Source organism: Virgifigura deserti (genome assembly GCA_003576685.1).
GTDB lineage: Bacteria > Pseudomonadota > Alphaproteobacteria > Dongiales > Dongiaceae > Virgifigura > Virgifigura deserti.
This window is the reverse complement of record QOZR01000008.1, coordinates 91,055-115,914: the sequence shown is the minus strand read 5'-3', so window position 1 is coordinate 115,914 and position 24,860 is coordinate 91,055. Positions and strand designations below refer to the sequence as shown.

Annotated in this window: 21 protein-coding genes and 1 riboswitch; of the genes, 9 read left to right on the top strand and 12 right to left on the bottom strand. The window is 65.3% G+C overall.

Annotation, left to right across the window (positions count from 1 at the left end; translation table 11 throughout):
* Positions 1-5: 5 nt before the first annotated feature.
* The 5 genes from DT069_RS14995 to DT069_RS14975 form a co-directional block, all read right to left on the bottom strand.
* A complete protein-coding gene (locus DT069_RS14995) occupies positions 6-2,105 on the bottom strand; it encodes an ABC transporter permease (protein ID WP_119461121.1) in 2,100 nt (699 codons plus the stop codon).
* Entirely contained in the window at positions 2,105-3,301 is a 1,197-nt protein-coding gene (locus DT069_RS14990) for a quaternary amine ABC transporter ATP-binding protein (protein WP_425450259.1), read from the bottom strand. Before DT069_RS14990 ends, DT069_RS14995 begins: the two co-directional genes overlap by 1 nt.
* Positions 3,271-4,251, bottom strand: coding sequence for an ABC transporter substrate-binding protein (locus DT069_RS14985; RefSeq protein WP_119461120.1), 981 nt, complete (start codon positions 4,249-4,251; stop codon positions 3,271-3,273). The genes DT069_RS14990 and DT069_RS14985 overlap by 31 nt, the downstream gene beginning before the upstream one ends.
* A gap of 353 nt (positions 4,252-4,604) precedes the next feature.
* Positions 4,605-5,165, bottom strand: a complete 561-nt coding sequence (locus DT069_RS14980) for an HD domain-containing protein (RefSeq protein ID WP_119461269.1) — start codon at positions 5,163-5,165, stop codon at positions 4,605-4,607.
* An 11-nt stretch (positions 5,166-5,176) separates the two neighbouring features.
* A complete protein-coding gene (locus tag DT069_RS14975; RefSeq protein ID WP_425450258.1) occupies positions 5,177-5,950 on the bottom strand; it encodes a glucose 1-dehydrogenase in 774 nt (257 codons plus the stop codon).
* 198 nt (positions 5,951-6,148) lie between these two features.
* Positions 6,149-6,269, top strand: a riboswitch (TPP riboswitch).
* A gap of 96 nt (positions 6,270-6,365) precedes the next feature.
* On the opposite strand from DT069_RS14975, the gene thiC reads away from it, so the two are divergent.
* From thiC to DT069_RS14945, 6 genes are all read left to right on the top strand, one after another.
* Positions 6,366-8,168, top strand: a complete 1,803-nt coding sequence (thiC, locus tag DT069_RS14970; protein WP_119461118.1) for a phosphomethylpyrimidine synthase ThiC — start codon at positions 6,366-6,368, stop codon at positions 8,166-8,168.
* Between the two features lie 4 nt (positions 8,169-8,172).
* Complete coding sequence (gene thiO / locus DT069_RS14965; protein WP_119461117.1) at positions 8,173-9,183, top strand: glycine oxidase ThiO; 1,011 nt, start codon at positions 8,173-8,175, stop codon at positions 9,181-9,183.
* A complete protein-coding gene (gene thiS / locus DT069_RS14960; RefSeq protein WP_119461116.1) occupies positions 9,152-9,349 on the top strand; it encodes a sulfur carrier protein ThiS in 198 nt (65 codons plus the stop codon). Before thiO ends, thiS begins: the two co-directional genes overlap by 32 nt.
* 4 nt (positions 9,350-9,353) lie before the next feature.
* Positions 9,354-10,124: a thiazole synthase gene (locus DT069_RS14955; RefSeq protein ID WP_119461115.1), complete on the top strand. Its 771-nt coding sequence runs from the start codon at positions 9,354-9,356 to the stop codon at positions 10,122-10,124.
* Between the two features lie 5 nt (positions 10,125-10,129).
* The gene (locus DT069_RS14950) at positions 10,130-10,738 is read left to right on the top strand and encodes a thiamine phosphate synthase (protein WP_119461114.1); all 609 of its coding nucleotides are present in this window, start codon (positions 10,130-10,132) and stop codon (positions 10,736-10,738) included.
* A gap of 75 nt (positions 10,739-10,813) precedes the next feature.
* Entirely contained in the window at positions 10,814-12,376 is a 1,563-nt protein-coding gene (locus DT069_RS14945) for a C69 family dipeptidase (protein WP_425450257.1), read from the top strand.
* Between the two features lie 38 nt (positions 12,377-12,414).
* Here the strand turns inward: DT069_RS14945 and nhaA are convergent, their stop codons facing one another.
* Entirely contained in the window at positions 12,415-14,166 is a 1,752-nt protein-coding gene (gene nhaA / locus DT069_RS14940; RefSeq protein ID WP_425450283.1) for a Na+/H+ antiporter NhaA, read from the bottom strand.
* On the opposite strand from nhaA, the gene DT069_RS24970 reads away from it, so the two are divergent.
* Together DT069_RS24970 and DT069_RS14935 are read left to right on the top strand one after the other, a co-directional pair.
* Positions 14,053-14,406, top strand: a complete 354-nt coding sequence (locus DT069_RS24970) for a hypothetical protein (RefSeq protein WP_425450284.1) — start codon at positions 14,053-14,055, stop codon at positions 14,404-14,406. The two genes, nhaA and DT069_RS24970, sit on opposite strands and share 114 nt — an antisense overlap.
* Before the next feature lie 56 nt (positions 14,407-14,462).
* Positions 14,463-15,368, top strand: coding sequence for a hypothetical protein (locus DT069_RS14935; RefSeq protein ID WP_162913215.1), 906 nt, complete (start codon positions 14,463-14,465; stop codon positions 15,366-15,368).
* A 26-nt stretch (positions 15,369-15,394) separates the two neighbouring features.
* Here the strand turns inward: DT069_RS14935 and DT069_RS14930 are convergent, their stop codons facing one another.
* From DT069_RS14930 to DT069_RS14910, 5 genes are all read right to left on the bottom strand, one after another.
* Complete coding sequence (locus tag DT069_RS14930; RefSeq protein ID WP_119461111.1) at positions 15,395-16,072, bottom strand: tetratricopeptide repeat protein; 678 nt, start codon at positions 16,070-16,072, stop codon at positions 15,395-15,397.
* 156 nt (positions 16,073-16,228) lie between these two features.
* Positions 16,229-17,083, bottom strand: coding sequence for a type 1 glutamine amidotransferase (locus DT069_RS14925; RefSeq protein WP_119461110.1), 855 nt, complete (start codon positions 17,081-17,083; stop codon positions 16,229-16,231).
* Positions 17,084-17,092: 9 nt separating this feature from the next.
* Entirely contained in the window at positions 17,093-17,866 is a 774-nt protein-coding gene (locus tag DT069_RS14920) for an HAD family hydrolase (RefSeq protein ID WP_162913214.1), read from the bottom strand.
* A gap of 61 nt (positions 17,867-17,927) precedes the next feature.
* On the bottom strand, positions 17,928-20,375 hold the full coding sequence (locus tag DT069_RS14915; protein WP_119461108.1) for a GcvT family protein: 2,448 nt from the start codon (positions 20,373-20,375) through the stop codon (positions 17,928-17,930).
* Between the two features lie 8 nt (positions 20,376-20,383).
* Positions 20,384-21,292 carry a phosphotransferase gene (locus DT069_RS14910; protein ID WP_425450256.1) on the bottom strand — a complete coding sequence of 303 codons (909 nt, stop codon included), beginning with the start codon at positions 21,290-21,292 and terminating at the stop codon, positions 20,384-20,386.
* Between the two features lie 374 nt (positions 21,293-21,666).
* Between DT069_RS14910 and DT069_RS14905 the strand changes: the two genes are divergently transcribed.
* A complete protein-coding gene (locus tag DT069_RS14905) occupies positions 21,667-22,467 on the top strand; it encodes a DeoR/GlpR family DNA-binding transcription regulator (protein ID WP_119461107.1) in 801 nt (266 codons plus the stop codon).
* A gap of 22 nt (positions 22,468-22,489) precedes the next feature.
* Here DT069_RS14905 and DT069_RS14900 read toward each other — a convergent pair whose 3' ends face one another.
* On the bottom strand, positions 22,490-24,112 hold the full coding sequence (locus DT069_RS14900; protein WP_119461266.1) for an acyl-CoA synthetase: 1,623 nt from the start codon (positions 24,110-24,112) through the stop codon (positions 22,490-22,492).
* Positions 24,113-24,860: the final 748 nt, after the last annotated feature.

The following is a 24,860-nucleotide window of genomic DNA, read 5'->3' as shown; positions in this document are numbered from 1 at the left end:
ATCTGTCAGGACGCCGCCAGCCCCAGCGCCGCGCGTCGCTTGCGGCTCCAGGCCTGGATGATCCGGTCGGCGACGATCGCGACCAGGGCGACGGACAATCCGGCGACGAACCCCATGCCGGCATCCGCCTTGCCGAGGGCGATATAGATCGCCTGGCCAAGATCGCGGGTCCCCACCAGCGCGGCGATGACCAGCATCGCGAGGGCGTACATGATCGTCTGGTTGAGCCCCAGCATGATCACCGGCATCGCGAGCGGAAGCTTCACCTCCCAGAGCATCTGCCGACGGGTGCAGCCGACCTGGCGGGCGGCCTCCACGACATGCGACGGGACGGTGCGAAGGCCATGCTCGGTGTATCGGATCGCCGGGACGATCGCGTAGATCAGGATTGCGATCAGTGCCGTGAGCTCGCCCACCTGGAAGAACATGAGCACCGGGATCAGGAGCGCGAACTGCGGCATGGTCTGGAGCGCGTCGTTGATCGGCCGCAGGATGGAGGAGACGCGATCGCTGTGTGCCGCCCAGATGCCGAGCGCTCCGCCGACGACGCAGCAGATCAGGACGGCCAGGCCGCTCAGATAGACCGACAGCATCGCCTCGTTCCAGAGCCCGGTGATAAGGATGAATGCCATCGATGCGAGCGCCAGGGCCATGACCGATAATCCGCCCGCCTCGAACGCCAGCAGGGCGATGACCGCCATGAAGGCCGGCCAGGGAATGCCCGTGGTGCCGTAGAACAACACCGCGCCGAAGATCGCAACCGGTACGATGCCGCGCCACCCGAAGCGGCGATAGCACCAGACGGCCGCCGCGCCGACGAGGGCCAGATAGACGGCGACGACCTCCGCTGACATCTCGATCCCCCAGGTGAAGGGAGTAATCGACTGCGACAGGCCGATGCGGAAGGGCATCATGCCGTAGAACAGAACGGCGTTCTTGATGCCCTCGATCACCGCCGCATATTCGCGAAGAACGAAGTTCACCCAGTCGTTCAGAAGGTCGGCCGGCGACGTGATCCAGGTCTCCGGGGCGGTTCGGATTTCCGGTATCAGGGCGACGATGCCCAGCGACAGCAGAACGGCCGCCAGGGCCGCCGCCGGATAGCCGTAACGGCGGCGCCGGGACCGGGACGATGGCCCGCTGTCCTGGAACGCCAATCCCCAGCTGATGCGGTCGAGAATCATCGCCAGCAGCACGATCACCAGCCCCGACAGCAGGCTTTGGCCGAATTGCGCCTTCCGCATCGTCATCAGGACTTCCCACCCGATGTCGTTGAAGCCGCCGATGATCGCGGCGATGATCACCATGCTGAGCGCGGCCATGGTGGTTTGATTGACGCCGACCATGATCTGCCGCAGCGCGGCCGGAAACTCGACGTTCCAGAAGAGCTGGCGCTTCGAGCAGCCGCTCATCAGGCCGGACTCGACGAGCTCCTCCGGAACGGACCGCAGGCCGAGCATGGTGTTTTTGACCATGGGCGGAGCCGCATAGATGATGCTGGCCACGAGCCCGACGACCGGGCCGAAACCGAACAGAAGCAGGATGGGGATCAGATAGGCGAAGGCCGGCACGGTCTGCATCAGATCCAGCATCCCCTGGAGCGGCCTCTCGAACCGGGGCCAGCGGAAGCCCATGAGGCCGAGTCCGAACCCCAACGCCACCGAGAGGGGAACGGATACGCCGACCAGGGCCAGCGTATTCATGGCTTCGCTCCAATAGCCGACGAGCAAGGTGTAGAGCAGCGCGCCGGTGGTGAAGGCGGCCAATCGCCACCCGCCGGCGCGGTGGCTCACGATCGCGAAGACCCCCAGGACGGCCGGCCAGGGCAGCCATTGCAGGAGGCGCTGCAGCAGGTGCATCGGCATGCCGAGCAGTGCGGACAGCATCTTGAAGCCATCCCGAAAGCGCTCGACGAACCAGTCCATGCCATGGTTCACCCAGTCGGCGACCGGCACGACCCAGCTATCGGGATAGGCCGCGAGCCAGGGATGCTTGTCGCCGGCAATGAAGCAGAGCGCGGCAAATCCGAAGACGGCGCCCCAGCGCACTGCATCGGCGGCGATGAAGGTCCGCCCCTTGTAGCCGGCGATCTCCACCGCTGCCATCAACGATGCCTCTGCGTCGCGTTCTCGGCCAAGGCACGGATGACGCTGCGCGCCGTTACCTGGCCGACGACGGCACCGAGGCCGTCGGTAACGGCGACCGCCGTCTCATGATGGGCGAAGCGCGGAAGCAGGTCCTCGAGCGTTGTGTCGGGATGCGTTCCGTCGCACGGGACGAGGTCGGCGCACGGACTCTCCATGAGGTCCGCGGCCTTGATCACGCGCGTGAGCGGCACGTCCTCCGTGAACTCCGCCACATATTGATCGGCGGGCTTCAGCACGATCTCGGCCGGCGCGCCGATCTGCACGATCTCCCCGTCGCGCATGATCGCGATGCGATCCGCGATCTTCAGCGCTTCCAGAAAGTCATGGGTGATGAACACGATCGTCTTGTTCAGGAGCTTCTGCAGACGGACGAACTCGTCCTGCATCTGCCGGCGGATAAGGGGATCGAGTGCCGAGAAGGGCTCATCCAGCAGCCAAAGCTCGGGTTCGACCGCGAGGGATCGCGCTATTCCGACACGCTGCTGCTGGCCGCCCGACAGCTCGGCCGGGAAGGCGTTCTCGCGCCCGCCGAGCCCGACCAGCTCGATGACCTCCATCGCGCGCTTGTGGCGCCGGGCCTCCGTCACGCCCTGCACCTTCAAGGGGAAGGCGACGTTCTCGAGCACGGTCAAGTGCGGCAGCAAACCGAAGTTCTGAAAGACCATTCCGATCTTGTGCCGGCGCACCTCGATGAGCCTGCGCTCGTCGAGGTCCAGAAGGTTGTCGCCGTCGAGATAGACCCCGCCCGCCGTCGGGTCGATCAACCGGGACAGGCAGCGGATCAGGGTCGACTTGCCGGACCCGGAGAGTCCCATGACCACGAAGATCTCGCCCTGCCGGACATCGAAGCTGACATTCGCGACCGCCGGTATGTGATCGGCGGCGCGAATGTCCCGGGCGCAGGGGCCGGCCTCCGGTACGCCACCCTGGCGACCGGGAAAGAATTGCTCCGGACTCGGTCCGTAGACCTTCCAGAGATTATGGCAGGCGAGCTTCACCCCGCCGCCGGTGCTCGATATGGAAGAAGAATTCTTCGTCGGCATGCCGCGACCTCCGAGCGCTTCCTGCAGCCGTCCTGCCGTACCGCGGGCGCGGTACGGCAGGGTCCGGGCGATCACATGGCTCACATGGCCGCTTTCACCCAGGGCTCCCAAACGGCTTTGTTCTCCTCCACCCACGCGGTGGTGGCGGCTTCCAAGTCCTCGCCCTGCTGATCGATTCGGAGCATCAGCTTTTCCTGCTCCTTCGCGTCCATCTGGAAGTTCTTCAGAAACTCCCAGGCGGCCGGCCACTTCTTTTCGAATCCGGTCCACGCGGCCTTATTGACGAGCGGCGGGCTGACTCCGCAGTCATTGACGGCGTTCGGGTTCGGGCCCCAGGACGGATCTTCCGTGCAAGCGGGCTCGTATTTCGGTAGATCGACCCATTCGACGTCGACTTCCGCCAAGACCCAGTGCGGCGCCCAGAACATCATGACGAGAGGCTTCTCCGTCTGCACTGCCGCCTTCAACTCGGCGACCAGAGCGCCCTCGGAGCCGGCCGGAAGCGCTTCGAACGGAATGTCGAGCCCCTTGATCATGTCGACCGAGCGCGTGCCCCAATCGGCGGGATAGGACAGGATCCGCCCGTTCGGGAAGGTTTCCGCGGTCGCCAACTGGTTCGCGCAGTCCTTGAGCGCTTTCCAATCCGGCAAGCCCGGGCAGATCGACTTCATATGCACGGGATACATCCAGCCTTCCCTGGTTTCCAAGCCAAGCGGCCCGATGTCGACGATCTTTCCGGCTTCCTTCAGCTTCGGATAGAGCTCGCCAGCATTGTTGGTCCAGACCTCGAGCGTCGCATGCAGCGATCCGTCGGCGAGGGCGGTGAACTGGGGATAGTTCCCGGCGGTGACATATTCGACCTCGTACCCCATCCGCTCGAGAACGTTTCCGGCGATCTCCGTCGTGATGCGCGCGCCGGTCCATTCGACCATGGCGAGCCGTATCGGCTCGTCGACGGCGCCCAGATCGGCCGCTTGCGCGGATCCGCTCAGGCTTGCGCCCAGGCCGAAGGCGACGGCAATCCCCGCCGCGTGGCTGTAGAGCGTTTTCAAACTGGACATAGACGCACGACCTCCCTGTTGTTTGGCTTTGTTGGTGGGCGTATGCAGCGCGTTGGTCTGCGTGTTCGGATGTGAAGCGTCGTAAGCGATGAGTCTCTCCATAATCGGTTGAAACGATCGTCGGGAGCCGGTGCGGTGACGGGCCCTCGCGCGCTCGCGCAAGGTCCGTTCAGGGGGCTCCCTCTCCGGATGAAAACGAAAACCGATCCGATATCCGCATGAAGTATTGCGGCGCCGGGAGGATTCGTTTGATGGTTTGCGCCGCCAAACGACGCAAACCATCATGCCCCATGAGCGGAGGCAACGAAGGAAGACGCGTGCAGGAAACCGGCGCACGCCGCGATCGAGAAACGTCAATCGAAGTAGGCGGGCTCGCGCGCGAAGGTCCGCCGGACCATCGGCTCGAAATACTCCAGGGGCAGGGTTTCATAGGCCGGGTCGAAGGCGCACTGGTCCCAGTCGCGGCAGAAGCGCTCGCATGCCTCGAAATATCTATGCCCCCGAAGCCGCTCGCGGGCGTTCGGATCCTTTCCAATCTTGTCGTAGTAATAGTAGCCCTGGAACAGGCCGTGATGCTGGATGATCCAGCGGTTCTCCTCGCTCACATAGGGGCGCAGGATCGCGGCCGCCACCTGACTGTGGTTGTCGGGCGCGATGGTGTCGCCGATATCGTGCAGCAGAGCGCAGACGACCGTCTCTTCGTCGACGCCGTCCCGCAACGCCCGCGTGGCGCTCTGCAGCGAATGCTCGTAGCGGTCGATTGGATAGCCGAGCTTCGGCCCCTTCATGGCGCGCAGGAGGCCGAGCACATTGTCGGCCAAGTCGGCCTCCTTGTGCTCTGTGGTCGCGCGCATGATGAACGCCCAATCCTCGACCGAAGCCTCGGTCATGCGCGTGAAGTTCGCAGCTTTCATGGAGCCCTCCATCATTGCGCGATGTAGCCGCCGTCGATGACCAGCTCCGAGCCGGTCACGAACTTCGACTCGTCGGAAGCCAGATAAAGCACGCCATAGGCGATGTCGTCGGGCTCGCCCAGCCGGCCGATCGGATGCCGCGCCGCGGCCTTCCGCTTCTCCTCCTCGGCGGTGCCGAGATCGGCGAGATAGTTCTGCGTCTGCGGCGTCCAGATATAGCCGGGGTGAATCGAGTTCACGCGGATGTTGTAGCCGGCCTCGCCGCAATGCACCGCCGCGGCCTTCGTGAAGGTGCGCACGCCGCCCTTGCTGGCGCAGTATGCGGCAAGATCCGCCTCGCCGATATTGCCGTCGATCGACGATAGATTGATGATCGAGCCGCCGCCTGTCTTCTTCATCGCGCCGATGGCGTATTTGGTGCCGAGGAACACGCCGTCGAGATTGACCGCCATGGTGAGCCGCCACTGCTCGAGCGTCGTCTCCTCCACATTGGCCGCGATCGCGATGCCGGCGTTGTTGACCAGGATGTCCAGCCGGCCGTAGCGCGAAACCGTCTCCTCGATCAAACCCGGCCAGCTCCGCGCGTCCGCGACGTCCTGCTTGACGAAGACCGCCTCGCCGCCCTCGGCGACGATGGCCCGGACAGCCTCCTCGCCCTCCGCTTCGGTCCGCCCCGTCAGGACGACCTTCGCGCCCTCGCGCGCGAGCAGGATGGCGGAGGCTCTCCCCAACCCCTTCGTGGCGCCGGTGACGATCGCGACCTTGCCCTCTACTCGACCCATCATTCTTCCTTCTTCGGCCTACGGTTCATGCTCCGTTGCTGTTGCGCGACAACGGCAAGCGCCCCCGACTATGAGGAACGGCGCCGCCGGCGATTGACCTATCGCGACACCATAGAGACGCTTTCGATCAGGGCGCACACCGGCCTCCTCGCCGAATCCGATCAACAGGTTGACGGGGGTCGGACGTATCACTACGCTTTGATCCGTTACCAGGGGAGTCCCGGCAAGGGGCTGAGAGGTCATTGGCGCAGATCGCGCGGCATGACGACCCTTCGAACCTGATCCAGTTCACACTGGCGTAGGGAAGGTCAGATCACGGTGCCGCTCGCTGATATCCCGTCACCGTCACAGCTCCATTCTCTAAACCAGCAGAAACTGGATCTCCTTCGCGAACCGCGAAAGCGCAAGGGAGTATCCAATGAACGCTGTTACCCCGACCGTCACGGCAGGGCCATTGCCCGCATCGCGCAAAACCTACCAGGCCGGCGCGATCCATCCCGATCTCCGGGTGCCTATGCGCGCGATCTCGCTGCACCCGACCGCGGGAGAACCGCCCGTCATCGTCTATGATTCCTCCGGTCCCTACACCGACCCGGAAGTAAAGACCGACATCACGCAGGGCTTGCCGCGCCTGCGCGACGCCTGGATTCGGGCGCGCGGCGATGTCGAGGCCTATGATGGGCGGGTCGTGAAGCCCGAGGACAATGGCTTTGCGACCGGCACGCGGCTTTTCCCGGAATTCGCCCTGCGCCACCAACCGCTGCGCGCCAGGAATGGCGGGGCGGTGACGCAGCTTGCCTATGCCCGGGCCGGAATCGTCACGCCCGAAATGGAGTTCATCGCGGTTCGCGAGAATATGGCCCGCGAAGCCGGAATGCGCGATGGCGGCTCCCGGGGCGAATCCTGGGGGGCGAACATCCCGGATCATGTCACGCCCGAATTCGTGCGCGACGAGGTGGCGGCCGGCCGCGCCATCATCCCGGCCAACATCAACCATCCCGAGACCGAGCCGATGATCATCGGGCGGAACTTCCTGGTGAAGATCAACGCCAATATCGGCAACTCGGCCGTCACCTCCTCGATGGCCGAGGAGGTCGAGAAGATGGTCTGGGCGATCCGCTGGGGCGCGGACACGGTGATGGACCTCTCCACCGGCCGCAATATCCACAACATCCGCGAATGGATCATCCGCAATTCGCCCGTTCCGATCGGCACGGTGCCGATCTATCAGGCGCTGGAGAAGGTCGGCGGCGTGGCTGAAGACCTGACCTGGGAGGTCTTCCGCGACACGCTCGTCGAGCAGGCCGAGCAGGGGGTGGATTACTTCACCATCCATGCCGGCGTCCGCCTGCGCTACATCCCGCTGACGGTGGACCGAGTGACGGGCATCGTTTCGCGCGGCGGCTCGATCATGGCCAAATGGTGCCTCGCCCATCACAAGGAGAGCTTCCTCTACGAGCGCTTCGAAGAGATCTGCGACATCTGCCGGGCCTATGACGTGAGCTTCTCGCTGGGCGACGGCCTGCGCCCAGGCTCCATCGCGGACGCCAATGACGAGGCCCAGTTCGCCGAGCTCGAAACCCTCGGCGAGCTTACGCGGATCGCGTGGGCGAAGGACTGCCAGGTGATGATCGAGGGCCCGGGCCATGTCCCCATGCACAAGATCAAGGCCAACATGGACAAGCAGCTCGCGACCTGCGGCGAGGCCCCGTTCTACACGCTTGGGCCGCTCACGACCGACATCGCGCCGGGCTACGACCACATCACCTCGGGCATCGGCGCGGCGATGATCGGCTGGTTCGGCACCGCCATGCTCTGCTACGTCACGCCGAAGGAGCATCTCGGCCTGCCCGACCGCGACGACGTCAAGACCGGCGTCATCACCTACAAGATCGCGGCGCATGCGGCGGACCTCGCCAAGGGTCATCCCGCGGCGCAGGCACGGGACGATGCGCTCTCCCGCGCCCGGTTCGAGTTCCGCTGGGAGGACCAGTTCAACCTGTCGCTCGATCCCGAGACCGCCCAGGCCTTCCACGACCAGACGCTGCCCAAGGAGGCGCACAAGCTCGCCCATTTCTGCTCAATGTGCGGACCGAAATTCTGCTCCATGCGCATCTCGCACGACATCCGCACGGAAGCGCAGAAACAGGGCATGGCCGAGATGGCAAAGAAGTTCCGCGACGGCGGCGATCTCTACATGCCGGCGGATAGGACCGCCTGAGACGATGCGCGTCACGGTGATCGGCGCCGGGGTGGCGGGCCTCACCTGCGCTCTCGAACTGGCCGAGCGCGGCGCCTCGGTCGAAGTCATCGACCGCGGCGATCGCCTCGGAGGCGACTGCTGCTCGTGGTATGCGGGCGGCATGCTCGCGCCCTGGTGCGAGCGTGAAAGCGCGGAGCCGTTGGTGACGTCCCTTGGGCAGGAGGCGTTGCATTATTGGGCGGCGCACATGCCCGGCGTGACTCAAAGAGGCAGCCTCGTCGTCGCGCAAGCCCGGGACGGCCCGGACCTCGCCCGGTTCGCGCGCCGGACGGAGCGGTTCGCCTGGGTGGACGGCGAGCAGATCGCCGAGCTGGAACCTGATCTCGCGGGCCGGTTCGGACGGGCGCTCTTCTTCTCGGAGGAAGCGCATCTCGATCCCCGCGCGACATTGAAGGCGATGGCAGACAAGCTCGCCGAACGCGGCGTCGCAATCCGGCTCGGCACCGATGTCTCCGCCCATCCGCCAAGCGGCGACAGGATCCTGGACTGCCGGGGGTTGGCGGCACGCGACCAGCTTACGGACCTCCGCGGCGTGAAAGGCGAGATGCTGCTGATCCGCACGCGCGAGGTCGCGTTGTCCCGGCCCGTCCGCATGCTGCATCCGCGCATTCCGCTTTATATCGTGCCGCGCGGCGACGGGCTGTTCATGGTCGGCGCGACCATGATCGAAAGCGATGAGCGCCGCCGGATCACCGCGCGGTCGATGCTCGAGCTGCTGGGCGCGGCCTATGCGCTCCACCCCGCTTTCGGCGAGGCGGAGATCGTCGAGATCGGATGCGACGCCCGGCCCGCCTTCCCCGACAACCTGCCGCGGATCAGGCGGCGGGGCCGCACGGTCTATGTCAACGGACTTTTCCGGCACGGCTTCCTGCTCGCGCCCGCCCTGGCCCGCATGGCGGCGGATACCGTGCTCGTAGATGCCTATCACCCGGAGGTCATGGATGAGGATCATGCTCAACGGCGAAACGCGTGAGGTGGCGGGACCGACTCTCGCCCTCGCGCTGGAGGAACTGGGTTATGGCGGCGCAATCGTCGCCACCGCGGTCAACGGCACCTTCGCGACGGCCGCGGCGCGTCCGGCCCTGGCGCTGAAGGACGGCGACGCCGTCGAAGTGCTCGCGCCCATGCAGGGAGGCTGACCCGATGTCGTTCTATGGTGTCGAACTCGCCTCCCGGCTCATGCTGGGGACGTCGCAATATCCCTCGCCCGCTATCCTGTCGGAGGCCATCAGGGCGTCGGGCGCCGAAGTAGTGACCGTCGCGTTGCGCCGCGAATCGGGGGCCACGCTTGCGGGACAAGGATTCTGGTCGATCATTCGCGACCTGGGCGTTCGCGCTCTGCCGAACACGGCCGGTTGCCACAGCGTGAAAGAAGCGGTGACGACCGCGCATATGGCGCGCGAGCTGTTCGGGACGCCCTGGATCAAGCTCGAAGTGATCGGCGAGGACGATACGCTCCAGCCCGATCTCTTCGGCCTCGTCGAGGCGGCGCGCATTCTCACCGGCGACGGCTTTCAAGTCTTCCCCTATATGACGGAAGACCTCTTCGTCGCGTCGAAGCTTCTCGAGGCCGGCTGCGAGGTCCTGATGCCGTGGGGTGCGCCGATCGGCTCCGGCCGGGGCCTCAACAACCCGTTCGGACTCCGGACGCTGCGCGCGCACTTCCCCGATGTGCCGCTGGTGATCGACGCCGGGATCGGGCTTCCGTCCCACGCGGTGCAGGCGATGGAACTCGGCTATGACGCCGTCCTTCTCAACACCGCCGTCGCCAAGGCCCGCGATCCGGTGATGATGGCCAAGGCCTTCGCCCAGGCGATCGAGGCCGGCCGTGCGGCATGGCAGGCCGATCCGATGGAGCCGCGCGACATGGCGGCACCCTCGACGCCCGTCATCGGCAAGGCGCTCCTCGGGTGACGGCCATGCTCGATCCATTCTATCCGATCGTGGACGACGTGATCTGGCTCCGGCGCCTGCTTCCCCTGGGTGTGAGGCTTGTCCAACTGCGGATCAAGGAGAAGCCGGAGGCGGAGATCCGGCGGCAGGTCCGGGAGGCCAAGGCGCTCTGCGCACGGCACGGCGCACAACTGATCGTCAATGACGCGTGGCGGATCGCGATCGAGGAGAGCTGCGACTTCGTCCATCTGGGCCAGAGCGATCTCGACTCGGCCGATCTTCCCGCGATCCGGCGCGCGGGGCTCCGGCTCGGCATCAGCACCCACAGCCACTCCGAACTCGACCGCGCCCTGAGCCTTGCGCCGGATTATATCGCGCTCGGGCCGATCTACCCGACCATTCTCAAACAGATGCCCTGGGCGCCGCAGGGTCTCGATCGGATCGGCGAGTGGAAACGCCTGATCGGCGACCGGCCCCTGGTCGCCATCGGCGGGCTGACAGTCGAGCGGGCGGCGCCCGTCCTCGCCGCCGGTGCCGACAGCCTGGCCGTGGTGACCGATGTCCTACGGAACGCCGATCCAGAATCCCGGACCCGCGACTGGATTGCGGCCACTCGAGGCATCACCGGCTCGTAGCGCTTTCGAATCCCGACAACCTCGCTATGTGGAATGTCTATCGAGGCGACCCGGCAAGCCGGAAGGGAGATGATCATGCGACCGATGGAAGAGATATTGGAAGGCTGGCGTCGGCTGGGCAGGATTGCCGGCGTCACAAGCTGTGCCGCGGTCCTCGCGGCGGTGCAGGGCGATCCGGCCCTGGCCAGCTACGGGTTCTATGTCGGCAAGAACCTGACCGAGGACGGCAGCGTCCTTCTGGGCGGCACGGGCGAGGAGGTTTCCGGGCACTGGCTGGAAATCGTGCCGCGCCGCCAGCATCCTGAGGGCGCAACGATCGAGGTCGGCGTCACCGAGCGCGCAACCATGCCGGGTGAACTGATCGAGATCCCGCAGGTTGCGGAAACCTATAAATACATCACGATGAATTACAGCGACTATGAGGGCTTTCCGGCTCCGCTGACCAACGGCGGCATGAACGAGCACCAGGTCGCCGCGCGCGACATCTGGTCCCCTTCCCGGGACGAGCTTGTCGAGATGACGCCGGAGCCGCAGCGCGGGCCGCAATATAGCGACCTCTCCCGAATCGCGATGGAGCGCGCAAAGACGGCACGCGAGGCCGTCGAGATCCTCGGACGTCTGATCGACGAGTACGGCTACTCCACCTATGGCGGCAACTCCCATCTCTTCGCCGACCCGAACGAAGGCTGGGTCTTCATCAACTTCGCCGGCGGCAAGGGGCTGTGGGTCGCCGAGCGACTCGGGCCGGACGAGGTGCGGGTCTCCTATCCCGGCTATATCGGCGAGGTACCGGAGAACTACAGAGAGAATCCCGACTTCATGGGATCCGAGAACCTGATCTCCTTCGCCGTGGAGCAGGGCTGGTACGACCCGGATTCCGGAGAACCTTTCAACGTCCATGAGGTCTACGGCGCCCAGGAACGCCCCATGAAGTCCGGCGCCAAATACTTCGCCACGGAGAAGATCGAGGAGGAGCTGCGCGAGATGGCGCCCGTTTCGGTCGATGAAATGATGGCGATGGTGCGCGACCCGCGAATTGCCGACGACGAGGCAGGCTACGGCCAGGTCGCCCATCTGCGCTCGGACATCCATCCGGAACTGGCGATCCTGTGGGTCGCTCCGACTGGTTCGATCACCGCCCCCTTCATCCCCTGGCATATCGGCGCGACCCACGTCCCGCCCGAATTCGGGAAGCACCGCTACCTCTACAAGGATGCGGCCTCGACCTTCCTCAATCCGGATTACCAGGAGCAGGAGGCGGCGCAGTTCGCAGGCCGCGTGTTCAAGCGGCTGATGTATTATACCTGCACCCGTCCTGAATTGTTCCTGCCCGAGGTGACGGCGGCGCTGGAAGCCTTCGAAGGCAGTCTCCGGTCCGAGCAGCCGGAGGTCGAGGAGACGGCGCGGGTGCTGTTCGAGGCCGATAAGCCCGAACTGGCCAGGGACTACCTGACCTTCTACAGCAACACCAAGGCCCTGGACGGCCTGAGGCTCGGCCTCGACCTCGTCGCCGGCATCGAGGCCCGCACCAAGGTGCTGTTCGGCATCCGCGACCCACAAGGCGAAGAGATCAATTCCACCGGCGGCGAGACGGTGAACTGCCTCGTAGGCCACGATCCGGACCAGCCCGAGAGCTGATCGCTTTACGCGGCACGAGTAACCTCTTCGACAGCCTGTTACGGCTGCGTCGAGTTCCGCCCGGCGCCCCAAAGCAGCGCCACGCCGATGACCGCGGATACCACGGAGGCGGCGAACACGGCGATCTTGGCAGCGGCGAAATCGGAGGCTACCGGGAACGCCTGGCCGGCGATGAACAGCGACATGGTGAAGCCGATGCCGGCCAACGCGCCCGCGCCGGCCAGTTGCCGCCACGAATATTCTTCCGGCTTGACGGCGATCCCCAGTCGGACCGCAAGCGCGCAAGCCGCCACCAGTCCGAGCGGCTTGCCGATCACCAGCCCGGCCATGATCGCGAGCATGAGAGGCTGGTGTCCGCTCAGCACGTCCGTTGTCATGGCGACACCGGCATTGGCCAGCGCGAACAGCGGCAGAACCAGGTAGCTCGACCGCGCCCCGGCATGCCTCAACAGGCGGTCCGCCGGCGACTCCAGTCGGTCGTGGATCGCATCCAGCGCGCGCATCGCCGGCATGGAAGGCCCGTGCTGCAGCACCTCGCCACTGCGCCGCGCTTCAGCGGCCACGATCGTCGTCGCTTGCGTCGTCAATGCTTTCAGGTTCGGCGGCGGTCGTGTCGGGATGAACAGCGCCAGAATCACGCCAGCCAGGGTGGCGTGCAGGCCGCCGACATATACGCAAGCCCAAAGTGCAACACCCAGCAGCATATAAGGCTGCACGCGGTACACACGGGACCGGTTGAGCAGCGCCAGCGCTGCGGTTATCGCGGCGGCGGCGGCGAGATACCCAAGGTGCTGATCGCCGGAATAGAAGACCGCCACCACGACGATCGCACCGATGTCGTCGACGATGGCCGCGGCGGTCAGGAAAATGCGCAGCTCGATCGGCACGCGCCTTCCCATCATCACGATCAGCGCAATCGCGAAGGCAGTATCGGTCGCCATCGGAACGCCCCAGCCATGCGCCCACGGCCCTTCCGGTATGACCAGCATGTACAATCCCGCCGGCACCACCATGCCGCCGATAGCCGCGGCAATCGGCAGCGCCGCGGAACGCCGGCTGGCCAAATGGCCGACGGTGAATTCGCGCTTGATCTCCAGGCCCACCACCAGGAAGAAGATGGTCAGCAGGCCGTCATTGACCCAATGCCGCAACGACATCCGGAAGCCTGCGTCACCGAGCGTGAAGCCGAAATACTGCTCCCAGAACGCTTCGAAGCCGGGTCCCAGCGGCGAGTTGGTCAATGCCACCGCAAGGATCGTCGCCAAGAGCAGCAGGATGCCCGCGGAGGGTCCCCAGCTGGCGAAGTCGAGCGCCGCCGCACGCACGCGATGCCCCAGCGTGCCGAGCATCGCATCGGAGAACGAGCTTTCGTCCCAGGGGCCGTCATAACGGCGGCGGTTGATGAAGAAGGTCGGCGTGATGATCACCCCGCTGGCGCGGGCACTGTTCACGTCTGCATCCACCCGCGCCTTCGCGCGTTGAGCGGCCTCCCGGGCTTCTTCGAGATCTTCCTGCGCGACGCCCAAATCTTTGGCGACGGCGCGCAAATCGTCTTCGGTCAACGTCTCCGAGCGCGTCATCAATTTGACGTGCGCGTCCCAGAAGCGTTCGGGATCGCCAGCGCGCTCCACCAGCTCGGCGGCGCGCCGGGCAATGTCGATGCCGGGAATCGGCCGATGCCGAAAGACATAGCGCATGCGATCACCGAGCTGATCGCGGACCTCGGCGATCCGGTCGTTCGCCGCCCTGCAGTACGGGCACGCATAACTGCCATACTCGACGAGCGTGATTTGAGCATCGGCAGGGCCGAGAACATGATCGGATGCCTCGTCCACCGGACGATCGAGCCGATTGCTTCGCATCGCCTGCGACACGCGAAAACCTCATCTTCGCATTGGACACCGCGCCACTCAGCCAGTGGTGCACTCTGCCGCACCACCGACAATGGCGTAAGAGTTTTTTTTGGGGTGACAGCCGCCCATTCGTTAAACCCGGGCGATCACAACGGCGTCAGCGTCTCCGGGCCGTAGAAGGAGAGATACGAAAGCCGGGGTGTCGCATTACGGCATATGTTCTTTGTCCGTTCTTGACCGCAGCGCCCGCTTACGCTTATATTACGCAAATTGCATATGCGGAGAGAGATACCATGCAACGGAATCGAGAAAGGCTCGGCCAAGGCGGCATCAATGAGGCGGCGGCGCGCATTCGGCATCTGCTGGAGCAGGAGGAGCAGGACCAACAATTGGAGCAGGTGATGGTCGATCGTCTGCGCGCCTCCGGCTGGCAGCCGAACCTCCCGCCGGCGCCAGCGGCCGGGCCCAGCCTCGCCGATGCCGCACAGGCGATCGAGGCGCAATTGAACCAGGAGGATGCCTATCGCGCCGAAGCGCAGCGCCGCTTGGCTGCAAAAGCGGCCCGCGGCAGTGCGGTTCAGCAGATGGTGAATGGGAGTGATGTGGCGGCGCAGGGCGACGATGGCGAGCCAACGGCCGACTGGCCGACGATGGCTCGCGATATCGCCGGACGGCTGGGTCTCGATCCGGACCAAATCATCGCCGCCGGTCCCGACATCCTGCCGACGCTCCGCTCCATCGAAGGCTATCGCCATCTCGACCGGCAGGGGCAGTATGAGGTGATGCAGGAGATCGAGCGGTGGCAGCAGTCGCACCCACAACTCCACAGCGCTATGCGCGCCAAGATTGCCGATATCGTCGCTAATCACCGATGGGAGCCGTCGTCAATGTCAACCGAGGAATTGAAGGCTGCCGTTAGTCAAAACAATAAACTAATCAATGGAATCGGCTGGGGTACGCTCGCCGTGGACATCGGCGGGAGCGGCATCATTCCTAAAATTCCCTCTCTTGGGGGCTGGCCAATCGCAGGCTTCAGTGCCGCAGCGGTCGGAGCGCAAATGGCGATCGAGGCGGAAACGGATAAATTCAGGGAAGAACTCTGTCGGAGAGGGGAAACAAATTACTGCCCGGAAGATTAGACACGCTCCTCCGATGCGAAGGGTGATCAGAACCAGGAGTGGCAGGGTTTAATCAAGGCACTCGCAAGAACAGCCGGCACATTCGGTATCCTGACGATGAAGGCAGGTGGTTCGTTTTCGGGCCGCCACGCCGCCATCCCCTGTTCAATTCTCCGGCGCTCTCTTTTCGATAACGCGGCGGCAGCCTCCTCCACGATTGCTGCCGCCCAATCGACGCCGCCTCGACGGGCGGCCAAGGCCCAGCGATAGGCCTTCCACTTGTTCGGGAGCAGGCCCTCACCCCACATATAGGCCTGCGCAAATCTTGCTTGCGCTCTCGGGTGGCCGCGCCGCGCCGCCCTGTCGAGCCATTTCGTCGCTTCGCATCGATCCGGGCCCATTCCGGAACTGGACTTGTAGAGTTGAGCGAGGAGATATTGTGCCTCCGGGTTCCCGCGGTCTGCTAACGGCCGCAGGATCTCCATCGCCCTCGTTTCATTCTCATCCTCATGCAGGGCGGCCCGTCCGGCTTCCAGGAGCGCAGGCGGTGCCGGCACATGCTGCATTGACTCGTTCGGATCTCTTGTCCAGGCACTGAAGATGATGGAAGCAAGAGCCCACAACTGCACAGCGAAAAAATAGACGGGGAAGATCTTCGACTGTGGCGATTTCAGATATCGCTCGCGTCGCTCGAGGACCTTTCTTACGTCTTCATAGTCATACATCCGGCCACCCCCTGTCGTGCTCGGTCAGCCGCTGTGCGCGTCCCTGCGGCAGATTGCAATTGTACAATTGCAACCGGACGTTGCAACTTCGATTGTCGGTAAGGACATCGACCGGGTCGGGAGCCTGCAGCCGGCTTCGTCCTGACGATTACCGCATCACGATCGCATGTTGGGCAGCACCAGCCGCTCGATCCAGTTGCGGACCTCGGTGAGGCGGACATCCTCGTTCGTCACGTCCTCGTCGATGCCGAGCAGCCAGGCGATATCCTTGCGCGACGGGTCCTGATGCAGGGTTTCCAGCAGATTGACGTAATCGAGCGCCGCCTCGCGGTTCTTGAAGAAGCCGAGCTTGATGAGCTTGTCGATGCGGCAGAAGGTCAGCCGCGCCAGCTCGTGCAGGTCGTATTCCGGATGGTACTGGAGACCCCAGAAGCTGCCGCCCTTGTGAGTGACCGACACTGCCTGGATATGGGTGAAGGCGTTGGAGGCGAGCAGCACGCCGCCCGCCGGCAGATGGGTGATCTCGTCGACATGGCTGATGAAGGCGTCGAACACCGAGGCCTTGCCGACATAGAGCGGATGGCCGCGCCCCTCCGGCGTCAGCGCGATCTTGCGGGCGATGCCCATCTCGCGGCCGCGCGGATTGGCGCGGACGATGCCGCCGGCGGCGACCACCGCGATCTGCGCCGCCCAGCAGCTCCCGAAGCTCGGAACTTTGGACTCGTAGGCCGCCTTGGCCAGCTCGATCTGCGGCCCGACCCGGGGATCGTCCTCATAGATGGTCAGGCTGCAGCCGGTCCAGGCGATGCCGTCATACTGCTCGAGCGCGGCGCCCTTCGGCAGGGCGGCGCCGGGATCGGCCGGATAGACGATGTCGCAGGCCGCCTCCGGCAGGCACTTCCGCAGCATCGCGACATAGAGGTCGCCGGCCCGTGAGGCTCCGCCGGCGGCGAGCTCGTCCCGCGCCTCGCGGTTGTAGCCGTCGATGACCAGAAAGCGGGGTCCCTCCATGGCCGGCCTCTATTGTGCAGCCGCCGGCCTGGCGCCGGCGAGACGGTCGATGATGTCCGGCAGATCGATATGCCGCTCGCAGATCGCGTCTGCCGAGGTCCGGTCCTTGTCGACGGCCCTCGTCGCCGTGAACAGCACCGCCTTCATGCCGAGCGCCTGCGGTCCCTTGACGTCGTTGTGATCGCGATCGCCGATATGCACCATCTCCGGGATCTCCACGCCCATCTGCCGCGCCGCCGATTCGAACATGGTGCGGTGCGGCTTCGAATAGCCGACCTCGTCGGAAAAGGCGAAGCCGTCGAAATAGCGCTTGAGGTCATAGTGATCGAGGAGCTGGCGCAGGCAGCGGCCTGGCGAGACGATCGCATCGGAGACGATGCACAGCTTGTAGCCTCGCTCCTTGAGCGCGGTCAGCGCCTCGGCGATGCCGGGGATCGGATCGGGGCAGACCTCGGTCTCCATGTCCTCATGCAGCTTGACGATTTGGGCGAACACATCGTCCGGAAGCGTGCGGCCAAGCCCCTTCAACAGGACCCGCAGCCGGTCGGCGATGCACCAGGTGATGTGCTGGTCGTGCCAGACCGTGTTGAAGGCCGCATCGGCGACATTGTAGGCGAGGGTCACGTCGGCAGGATCGATCGGCGCCTGGCGGTTCAGCGCCTCCCAGACGAGATGGCGCCGCTCCTCCTTCTTGCCGCGCAGGCCCTGGGCCTTTCGCTTCGGTTCATCCGAGTCATCATGGACGATCGTGTCCCAGAGATCGAACGTGACGGCCTTGATCACTTGATGCTCCCTTTCAATGACGTCACAAACACATCGCGGGTCAGCGGACGTTCTCTACCGGTCATCCCTTCACCCGCTCCATCTTCGGGTCGTAGAGCGGCGCCATCTGCAACGCAGCGGGCACACGCTCATTTGCGACCTCCAGCTCATAGCGGCCCGAGGCGAGAAAATCGTCGTCGACCCCCTCAGCGTGGCGGACATAGCCATAGCCGATGTTCGTACCCACCGTATAGCCGTAGCCGCCGCTGGTCAGCCAACCGACCTGCCTTCCGTCGCGGAAGATCGTCTCGCGGCCGAGCAGCACGATGTCCGGATCATCCACCGTGAAGCCGGCGAGGCGCTTCTTGAGCGGCCCCGCGGTCCGCTGCTCGGCCAGCGCTTCGCGGCCCAGGAACGGAACGTTCCCCTTCAGCTTCACCGCCCAGCCGAGCCCGGCCTCGAGCGGCGTGTGGTCCGGGCCGATATCGGCGCCCCAGGCGCGATAGCCCTTCTCGAGCCGCAGAGACTCGATCGCCCGATAGCCGGCATTGACGATGCCGTGCGGTCGGCCGGCCTCCATCAGCGCGTCATACACCGCGCCGGCCGTCTCCACCGGCAGATGCAGTTCCCAGCCCAACTCGCCGACATAGGTCACCCGCAGCGTCCGCACCGGCGCCCCGGCGATCATCACCTCCCGCCAGGTTCCGAAGGGGAAGGCGGCGTTCGAGACATCGGCGTCGGTCACGGACGACAGCACGTCGCGCGCCCGCGGCCCCATCAGCGAGAGCACCGCGAAGGCCGAGGTCACGTCGAGCAGCCGCGCGTCGAGCCCGGCCGGGATGTTCGCGGCGATCCAGGCGAAGTCGTGGGTGGCGAAGCCAGTGCCGGTGACGATGTAGTAGCTGTCGGCAGCGAGGCGCGAGACGGTCAAATCGCATTCGATACCGCCGCGCCGGTTCAGCATTTGGGTATAAACCAGCCGGCCCGGCCGCACCGCCACGTCGTTGGCGCAGATCCAGCCGAGCGCCGCCTCGGCGTCGCGCCCGACCAGCAGGAACTTGGCAAAGGAGGTCTGGTCGAACAGTCCGACCCGCTCGCGCACCGCCCGGTGCTCCGCGCCCACTGCGTCGAACCAGTTCTGCCGGCCATAGGAATAGACGTCCTTCGGCTCCGTTCCGTCCGGTGCGAACCAGTTCGGCCGCTCCCAGCCGAGCTTCGAGCCGAAGCAGGCACCCTGGTCTTTCAGCCGGTGGTAGAGCGGCGAAACCCGCAGGGGCCGACCGCTCGCATGCTCCTCATGCGGCCAGGCCATGGTGTAGTGCTTGCCATAGGCCTCCAGCGTGCGGTCGCAGACCCAGCTTCGGTCGCGGTGCAGCGCGCCGAAGCGTCGGATGTCGACCGGCCAGAGATCCATCGGCGGTTCGCCACCGTCGATCCACTCCGCCAGCGCCCGGCCGGCCCCGCCGCCGCTGGCGATGCCGAAGGCGTTGAAGCCGGCGCCGACATAGAAGCCGCCGAGCTCCGGCGCCTCGCCCAGGATGAAGTTGCCGTCAGGAGTGAAGGATTCCGGGCCGTTGATGAGCTGCTTGATGCCGGCCGATTCCAGCGCCGGCACGCGGGCCAGCGCCTGCGTCATCAGCTGTTCGAAATGGTCCCAGTCGGACTCCAGCAGAGTGAAATGGAACCCGTCGGGAATGCCGTCCAATGCCCAGGGGATCGGGTTCGGCTCATAGCCGCCCATCACCAGCCCGCCGACCTCCTCCTTGAAATAGATCAGCCGGTCGGGGTCGCGCAGGGTCGGCAGGTCGCGCGCCACGCCTTCGATCGGCTCGGTCACCATATATTGATGCTGTACCGGCTGCAGCGGCACGGAAACGCCGGCCAGCGCTCCGACCTCGCGCGCCCATTGCCCAGCGCAGTTCACCACCACCTCCGTCGCGATCTCGCCCTGGTCGGTCGCGACGCCGGTGATGCGTCCATTCTTCTGGTGGATCGCCGTCACCGCGCAGTCCTCGACAATCCGCACCCCCGCGGCCCGCGCGCCCTTGGCCAGCGACTGGGTGATGTCGGCGGGGTTGGCCTGGCCATCGGTCGGCAGGAAGGCGGCGCCGACCAGATCGCCGATATCCATCAGAGGCCATAGCTCCTGCGCCTCCTTCGGCGTCAGCAGATGCATCTCCAGGCCGAAGCTGTGCGCCGTCGTCGCCTGCCGCTTGATCTCGGTCATCCGCTCGGCATTGCAGGCGAGGCGCAGGCCGCCATTCATCTTCCAGCCGGTCGCCAGCCCGGTTTCGGCCTCCAGCCGGTCATAGAGCTCGACGCTGTACTTCAAGAGCTGCGTGATGTTGGCCGAACTTCGGAGCTGCCCGACCAGCCCCGCCGCGTGCCAGGTCGAGCCACCGGTCAGCTTCTGCCGCTCGAGCAGCACGACCTCGCGCCAGCCGAGCCGGGCCAAATGATAGGCGGTGCTGCAGCCGATGATGCCGCCGCCGATGATCACGGCGCGTGCCTGGGTCGGGAAGCTGGTCATGGTCGTCCTCAGCGTTGCTTCAGCGCCCGGTGGGCTTGGTCGAATCGGGCCAGGTTCTCGGCCGTATAGGCGACATAGTCGAAATCGAGCGTCGAATGGATCTCGGAGACCATGCTCCACATTGTCTCGCGCAGGAGCGAGGCGCATTTCATCGCCCCATAGCGCCGGCGCAGTTCGTCGGTCAGCGGCCGCTCGAAATAGGCCTCCAGCAGCCAGACCTCGTCCGCGGGCGCGACCGCGTTGTTGGAGCAGAGATTGCCGAGGTCGAAGAGCGGGCTGTTGAAGCCGGCATAGTCCCAGTCGATCAGCCAGAGCCGGTCGCCGTCGTCGATGAAATTCGCCGCCAGCAGGTCGTTATGGCCGAACACCACCTCGACGGGTCCGACCATGGCCTCCAGCTCCGCCGCGATGGCCATCAGCCGCGACAGCTCCGGGAGCATCCGGCTGCCGCCGTCCTTCAGCGTCGCCGCATAGTCGCGCAGCACGTGGAACACCCAGAACATCAGCACCGGGCCGCGGACATGGCTCGGCATCTCGCGGTGACAGCGGCGGATCAGCGGCAGGATGCGTTCCAGCATGGCGCGCGGCCGGACCTCCTCGGCGCTCAGCGTCCGCCCCTCGATGAAGCGGAACACCAGCGCTCCCGGCTCGGCATGGACGACCTCCGGCGACAGGCCGGCGGCAACGGCGGCCCGGCTCGCCGCCAGCTCGTTGAAGCGCATGATGCCGTGCACCGGGATGTCGTCGCCGATCCGCACAAAGAAGCGTTCGCCGCGATGGCGGACGACGAAGTTGGCGTTGGTGATCCCGCCTGAGAGCGGCTCCGGATCGACCGGTCCGGACCAGCAGGCGAGCGCGGCGATGCGGGCGAGAGCGGGCGTCATGGCGTCGGTCATCAGGGAGTTATTCGGCATCATGTTGCGACTATGCGCCCCCGACCATCAGACCACCCAACAAAACCGGCAAAAATCCATATAAATCCATAAATAACCCCCCGGCGGCAGCAAATTTCGCATCCATAGGGCGGCTTCTCGCGGTTTTCGGCCATTGCGTCCGATGTGGAAGTGGGGAAATCCTCAGGTGCCCGGCTTGGCTGCACCTCTGCACTCGGCCACGGGTGGACCGAGGCTTTCGGCGAGCTGTGGCCGCCGTTCCGCTCGAGAGGAATTGCGGAAAAACCGCATATTCCCATAGAATCCCGACCGCCGGCGCCGGAAATTCAGCGACGACAACCAGGAGTCCCCGGTTTTCCGCAGTTTTGGGCCGTGTGGGAAAGATAGGGAAATCCTCGATGCATCAGCTCGCGCGGCACGCGGCAATTCTGAAAGCGGTCTCGATCAGCGGATCTTCCAGCGTCACCGACCTGGCGACGCAGCTCGGCGTCTCCGACGAGACGATTCGCCGCGACCTGAAGCGCATGGCGGCAGAGGGGCTCGTCCGCAAGGTCCATGGCGGCGTCACGCTGACCGACCCGTTGAGCGAGCCGGAGTTCCATCAGCGCCTCGTCGTCCAGTCGGAAGAAAAGAAGGCGATCGCCCGAACGGCCGCCGCGCAGGTCCGAAACGGCGACTCGCTGATGCTCGACACCGGCAGCACCACCGCCTATGTCGCGCGCGCCCTGCGGCATCATCGCAACCTGCTGGTCGTGACCAACTCCGCCGACATCGCCCGGACGCTGGCGACCCGAAACGGCAACCGCGTCTATATGGCGGGCGGCGAGCTGCGCGCCGACGACGGCGCGGCGCTCGGGCCCTCAGCCACCGCCTTCATCGGGCAGTTCCGCGTCCGGCTCGCCTTCCTGTCGATCGGCGCGATCGACGCCGAGGACGGGCTGATGAACTACCATCTCGACGAGGCCGAATTCTCGCGCGTGGTGATGCGCCGCGCCGATCGGACGATCATCGTCGCCGATCGGTCGAAATTCGGGCGTCGCGCGCTGGTGACCCTGTGCCCGCTGGCGGCGGTGGAGACGCTGATCACCGACGCGCCGCCGCCGCCGCCCTTTCCGGAACGGCTGCAGAAGGCAGAGGCGACGCTGCTGGTCGCGGGCGGCCACGCCTCCGCCGTGAGACGGGCGGAGCGCTCCGGCTGAGTTCGGTGACGTTTCAGCCGGTTTACGGACGACTGTCGTTCGAGCGAAGCAAGCGCCGCATGATCTTCCCGGTCGTGGTCATCGGCAGGGAGTCGACGAAAGCGACCTCCCGAGGGTATTCGTGCGCCGCCAGCCGGATCTTCACGAACTGCCGGATGTCCTCGGCCAGGGCGTCGCTGCCCGCATGAGCCGGCTTGAGCACGATGAACGCCTTGACGCGCTCGGTGCGCAAGGGATCCGGGACTCCGACGGCCGCCGCCATGGCCACCGCCGGATGCTTCAGAAGGCAGTCCTCTATCTCGCCCGGCCCGATGCGATAGCCGCCGGAGGTGATGACGTCGTCGTTCCGGCCGACGAAACGGATGTATCCTTCCTCGTCGATCGTTCCCTGATCGCCGGTCACCAGCCAATCGCCGATGAATTTCTCGGCCGTTGCCTCAGGGTTGTTCCAATAGCGTAGGAACATCACCGGATCGGGCCGTTTCACGGCGATGGCGCCGGTTTCGCCGGCCGGCAGCCGTCGCCCGTCCTCGCCGATGACGGCCACGTCGTGGCCCGGAACGGCGCGTCCCATCGACCCCGGCTTGATGGGCATGAGGCCCGCGCAATTGGCCACGACGAGATTGCACTCGGTCTGGCCGTAGAACTCGTTGATCGTCAGCCCGAACGTCTTGCGCCCCCAGTCGAGGAGCTCCTCGCCCAGGGTTTCGCCGCCGCTCCCGATGGAACGAAGTGCGTAGTCGAACCGGGCCTGCGGGTTCGGCACGTTCCGCATCATCTTCAGGGCCGTGGGCGGCATGAAGGCGTTCCGGACGCCGAACCGCGCCATCAGGTGAAACGCCTCGTCGGGATCGAACTTGGCGAGGCGGCGGGCCAGGACCGGGATGCCATGATGCAGGCTGGGAAGGAGCACATCGAACAATCCGCCGATCCAGGCCCAGTCGGCCGGCGTCCAGAACAGGTCGCCCGCCTTGGGGAAGAACTCATGCGGCATCTCCACCCCCGGTAAATGGCCGAGGAGCACGCGATGCCCATGCAGCGCGCCTTTGGGCGCGCCGGTCGTGCCGGAGGTATAGATGATGATCGCCGGGTCGTCGGGCGCGGTGTCCGCGACGGAGAAGCTGTCGCTCGCGCGCTCGAGCGCCCGCCGGAGGTCGAGCGCCTGTTCCCCCGGCCCGTCGGTGCACAGCACCACGCCGAGTCCGGGCAAGCGCTCCCGCAGCGACGCGATCTTCGCCAGCCCTGCCGAATCGGTGATCAGGCCTCGCGCACCGCTGTCGGCGAGCCGATATTCCAACGCGTCCTCGCCGAACAGCATGAACAGCGGCACGGCGACGGCACCGAGTTTGTAGATTGCGATATGGGCGAAGGCCGTCTCCGGCATCTGGGGCAGCAGAACGCCGACCCGATCACCGCGCCGCACCCCGTGCGCCGACAGGACGTTCGCCAACCGGTTGGACAGCCGCTTGAGGACATCGAAGCTGTAGTGATCGACGCCGCCGTCGTGGCGTTGATGGACCAGCGCAAGTCGACCGGACCCGTCCGCCCATCTGTCGCAAGCATCGAGCCCAATGTTGTATCGCGATGGAATCCGCCAGCGGAAGGCCTTGCGGACCTCATCATAGCTCCTACCGGCGGGAAGCATGGCCTCGCATCGGGCCTCCGCCCGCCACGGCACTGCCATATACCGCGTTCTCCAAGCCGCCCGGTCCCTCCCTTGCCGTTCAGTGCGCGAAACTAGACTATAGGCAGTAAGCGCGGGAGGGTCTTCCGATTTTCCCTAGACGGCACGTCCGAGATCCGGGAATCGGCTGGTGCGGGCGCCCGTTCACGCCTATTGCATGCGCGCTCCACGCATGTAGTGGCGCTCGGGCCGATAGGGATGAACGAACCTTTGGCAGGTTCGGCGGAACCAGACCACAACACTGGTTATCGATCGCTTCTTGATGCCCATCACAGCCCCTGACCGCTGCCCACATCACTCTAGATCAGCCATGCGCCAAACCTGAGCGGAAGCTCTTCGGCGGCAGTGGTGATCCAGTCCAAAATGGCGGGCATTTAGGGCTGAAATGCGGCCTGCCCTTGACGTTCTCTGGGCAACGGCTGCCTCGGCTGCTGCGCGGGCTGGCTCAACCGCCCGCGCCAATCCCTGCAAATGAAGAAAAAACAAAGACTTGTTGGCGGAGGGGGCAGTCACGAGCGAACCCGTCTCCGCCAGCAATTCCCTGTTTCACCGGGAAAATACAGGGAATTACGTCAGATCTGGGCCCATCCAGCAGCTTTGCAGTTCGAAATGTGCAGGAACTCGAAATGCTTAGGGACGAATTCCCTACGGACTGGAACAGGGAATTCTAAAGCTCAAAGCAGGGAAATTTTCGCGCCGACCAGGGAAT

Bases quoted from the DNA above. Each gene is read 5' to 3' on its own strand.
- DT069_RS14995 (WP_119461121.1), bottom strand. From the start codon at position 2,105: ATGGCAGCGGTGGAGATCGCCGGCTACAAGGGGCGGACCTTCATCGCC.
- DT069_RS14985 (WP_119461120.1), bottom strand. From the start codon at position 4,251: ATGTCCAGTTTGAAAACGCTCTACAGCCACGCGGCGGGGATTGCCGTC.
- DT069_RS14980 (WP_119461269.1), bottom strand. From the start codon at position 5,165: ATGAAAGCTGCGAACTTCACGCGCATGACCGAGGCTTCGGTCGAGGAT.
- DT069_RS14975 (WP_425450258.1), bottom strand. From the start codon at position 5,950: ATGATGGGTCGAGTAGAGGGCAAGGTCGCGATCGTCACCGGCGCCACG.
- thiC (WP_119461118.1), top strand. From the start codon at position 6,366: ATGAACGCTGTTACCCCGACCGTCACGGCAGGGCCATTGCCCGCATCG.
- thiO (WP_119461117.1), top strand. From the start codon at position 8,173: ATGCGCGTCACGGTGATCGGCGCCGGGGTGGCGGGCCTCACCTGCGCT.
- thiS (WP_119461116.1), top strand. From the start codon at position 9,152: ATGAGGATCATGCTCAACGGCGAAACGCGTGAGGTGGCGGGACCGACT.
- DT069_RS14955 (WP_119461115.1), top strand. From the start codon at position 9,354: ATGTCGTTCTATGGTGTCGAACTCGCCTCCCGGCTCATGCTGGGGACG.
- DT069_RS14950 (WP_119461114.1), top strand. From the start codon at position 10,130: ATGCTCGATCCATTCTATCCGATCGTGGACGACGTGATCTGGCTCCGG.
- DT069_RS14945 (WP_425450257.1), top strand. From the start codon at position 10,814: ATGCGACCGATGGAAGAGATATTGGAAGGCTGGCGTCGGCTGGGCAGG.
- DT069_RS24970 (WP_425450284.1), top strand. From the start codon at position 14,053: ATGCCGAAAGACATAGCGCATGCGATCACCGAGCTGATCGCGGACCTC.
- DT069_RS14930 (WP_119461111.1), bottom strand. From the start codon at position 16,072: ATGTATGACTATGAAGACGTAAGAAAGGTCCTCGAGCGACGCGAGCGA.
- DT069_RS14925 (WP_119461110.1), bottom strand. From the start codon at position 17,083: ATGGAGGGACCCCGCTTTCTGGTCATCGACGGCTACAACCGCGAGGCG.
- DT069_RS14915 (WP_119461108.1), bottom strand. From the start codon at position 20,375: ATGACCAGCTTCCCGACCCAGGCACGCGCCGTGATCATCGGCGGCGGC.
- DT069_RS14910 (WP_425450256.1), bottom strand. From the start codon at position 21,292: ATGATGCCGAATAACTCCCTGATGACCGACGCCATGACGCCCGCTCTC.
- DT069_RS14905 (WP_119461107.1), top strand. From the start codon at position 21,667: ATGCATCAGCTCGCGCGGCACGCGGCAATTCTGAAAGCGGTCTCGATC.
- DT069_RS14900 (WP_119461266.1), bottom strand. From the start codon at position 24,112: ATGCTTCCCGCCGGTAGGAGCTATGATGAGGTCCGCAAGGCCTTCCGC.